General features: G+C 76.0%; 2 protein-coding genes. Both read left to right on the top strand.

Annotation, left to right across the window (positions count from 1 at the left end; all coding sequences use genetic code 11):
- The first annotated feature begins 45 nt into the window (after nucleotides 1–45).
- Nucleotides 46–1761 carry a fatty acyl-AMP ligase gene (locus tag C1J00_RS42475; RefSeq protein WP_102914124.1) on the top strand — a complete coding sequence of 572 codons (1716 nt, stop codon included), beginning with the start codon at nucleotides 46–48 and terminating at the stop codon, nucleotides 1759–1761.
- The coding region (locus C1J00_RS42470; protein ID WP_146046398.1) for an acyl carrier protein at nucleotides 1758–2050 on the top strand (293 nt) is incomplete at its 3' end. The genes C1J00_RS42475 and C1J00_RS42470, both read left to right, overlap by 4 nt.

Genomic DNA, 2050 nt, shown 5'->3' with positions numbered 1-2050 from the left:
GGGTTCGTCGGCATCGTCAGATGTGTGTAAGAGACAGGCCCCACACTGCCGGAGTACGTACGGCACTGGGCCGAGACCACCCCCGACCGCCGGGCGTTCACCTTCGTCGAACACCCGGCACAGCACTCGCGCGGCGTCCACCGCACCATGACCTGGCGCCGCCTGGACGTGCGGGTGCGGGCACTCGCCGCACGCCTCGCGGACGAGACGGACCCCGGCGACCGGGTCGCGCTGCTGTGCCCGCAGGGCACGGAGTACGTGACCGCCTTCCTCGCGGCCCTGGCCGCCGGGCTGGTCGCCGTGCCCCTGTACACGCCGGGTCTGCCGGGGCACGCCGACCGGCTCGCGGGCGTCCTGGCCGACGCGGGCCCCTCGGTGGTGGTGACCACGAGCCGGGCGCGGGACGAGGTGCGGGACTTCCTCGGCGCCGGCGGGCCGCGGGTCGTCGTCGCGGACGAGGTGCCCGACGACGAGGGCCGGGACCGGCAGCCGGTCGACCCGGACGCCGAGGCGACCGCCTACCTGCAGTACACGTCCGGTTCGACCCGTGCCCCGGCCGGGGTGGAGATCAGCCACGGCAACGTCGTCGCCAACGCCCGCCAGGCACTGGCCGCCTACGGCCTCGACACCCGCCCGATGACCAGTGTGGGCTGGCTGCCGCTGTACCACGACATGGGGCTGGTGCTCAGTGTCGCGGCCCCGGTGGCACGCGGGGCGCTGTCGGTGCTGATGGACCCGGCGGCGTTCCTGCACGAGCCGGTGCGCTGGCTGCGGCTGCTCGCCGCACATCCCGACGCCGTGAGCGCCGCGCCCAACTTCGCCTACGACTACTGCGTCGCGACGGTCAGCGCCGGCCAGAAGGAAGGGCTGCGGCTGGACCGGGTGACCGCGCTGATCAACGGCAGTGAGCCGGTCCGACCGGGCACGGCCGACCGTTTCCACGCGGCGTTCGCGGACCAGGGCCTGGCGCCCGGGACGCACTGCCCCTCGTACGGGCTGGCCGAGGCCACGGTGTTCGTGTGCGCGGCACGGCCGGGCGAGCCGCTCAGCCGGTTCGCGCTCGACCGTGACGCCCTGGCCGCCGGCAAGGCCCTGCCCGCCCGGCCCGACGATCCCCGGGCGGTGCTGCTGGCGGGGTGCGGCACCCCGGCGGGGCAGCGGGTCCGGGTCACCGACCCGGTGTCACGGGCCCTGCTGTCGGAGGGCGAGGTCGGGGAGATCTGGGTGCAGGGGCCGAACGTCGGCCGCGGGTACTGGAACCGGGACTCGGAGGACGTCTTCGGCGCGGAGTTCGCGGACGCCGCGGCCGGTCCGGGCCGCTGGCTGCGCACGGGTGATCTGGGGACGGTGCTGGAGGGGCAGCTGGTCGTCACCGGTCGTCTGAAGGACCTGATCATCGTGGACGGGCGCAACCACTACCCGCAGGACGTCGAGGCGACGGCTCAGGAGGCGCACGGCGCGGTCCGCCGGGACCGGCTCGCCGCCTTCGCCGCGCCGGGTGGCGCCGGTGGCGAGTGTGCGGTCGTCGTTGCGGAGCACGCGCGCACCGCGCGCCTCGCCGAGCTGGACGTGGCGGCCGTGGTGCGTGCCGTGCGCGGTGCCGTCTCCGCCCGGCACGGTCTGCGGCTGGCCGATGTCGTCCTGGTGCCGCCGGGCACGGTGCCGCGTACCTCCAGCGGCAAGGTGTCAAGGGCGTTGACCCGCACCCGGTATCTGGAGGGCGCCTTCGGTGGGCAGCCGCAGCCGGGTGCCGCGGGATGAGGCCCGTCGACGAGGCCGCGCTGCGCCGGCTGATCGCCGAGCGGGTGGCCGCCTGGAACGGCACCACCCCGCAGGACGTCCCGATGGACCGGCCCCTGGCGGACCTCGGCATGGCCTCGCGGGATGCCGTTGCCCTGGCCGGTGAACTGTCCCGCGCCACGGGCCGGGAGCTGCCGACGACGCTGCTGTGGGAGGCGCCCACCGGGGAGGCCCTGGTGGCGCGGCTGTGCGGCGCAGGGGCCCCGGGGGCCGTGGCGGCACCGGTGCCGCCTGCCGGGGGGCCGGGAGG

Source organism: Streptomyces cahuitamycinicus, assembly GCF_002891435.1.
Classification (GTDB): Bacteria; Actinomycetota; Actinomycetes; order Streptomycetales; family Streptomycetaceae; genus Streptomyces; species Streptomyces cahuitamycinicus.
The sequence above is the reverse complement of the archived record's forward strand: the minus strand, read 5'-3'. Positions and strand labels throughout refer to the sequence as shown.